This is a genomic window from Sedimentibacter sp. B4 (assembly GCF_000309315.1).
Lineage (GTDB): Bacteria > Bacillota > Clostridia > Tissierellales > Sedimentibacteraceae > Sedimentibacter > Sedimentibacter saalensis.
Genome location: NZ_CANG01000228.1, coordinates 1 through 426 on the forward strand (window position 1 = coordinate 1; position 426 = coordinate 426).

The 426-nt window shown below is 58.7% G+C and carries 1 protein-coding gene; it reads right to left on the minus strand.

What is annotated here, in order from left to right:
• On the minus strand, positions 1-171 hold a 171-nt coding region (locus BN358_RS23200; RefSeq protein ID WP_083851576.1), incomplete at its 3' end, for a Flp family type IVb pilin.
• Positions 172-426 lie beyond the last annotated feature (255 nt).

The window sequence follows — 426 nt, forward strand, 5'->3', positions numbered from 1 at the left end:
CTTGTTGGAGACGCCGGTGAACATCGTGTTCAGCTGGGTGCCCAGGGTCGCGACGATGGTGATGATGACGGCCGCGATGAGGGCGACCATGATGCCGTACTCGACGGCGGTCGCGCCGCGCTCCTTCTTGGCCAGTACGGTGCCGACGATCTTGGCGGGCAGGTTCTTCACGTGAGACCCCTTTCAGGTGCTTGGGATAGGTCCGCCGGTGACCCCGGACTTTCCATCCCCCCAGAGCCACTTCGTCAAGAATCATTACATTCGCACGGAGCCGGTGTCAAAGGGTTCTTCCAAGAAAGCCCCAAAATCCGCTAAAGTGGCTCTGACGGCCCTGTTTGAGTCACCCGAAAGAGGACATGAATCAGTCCTAATGGGGCCGTGATAGTCACCCGAAAGGGGACATCTAATCGTTAGGGCGGGCCATTT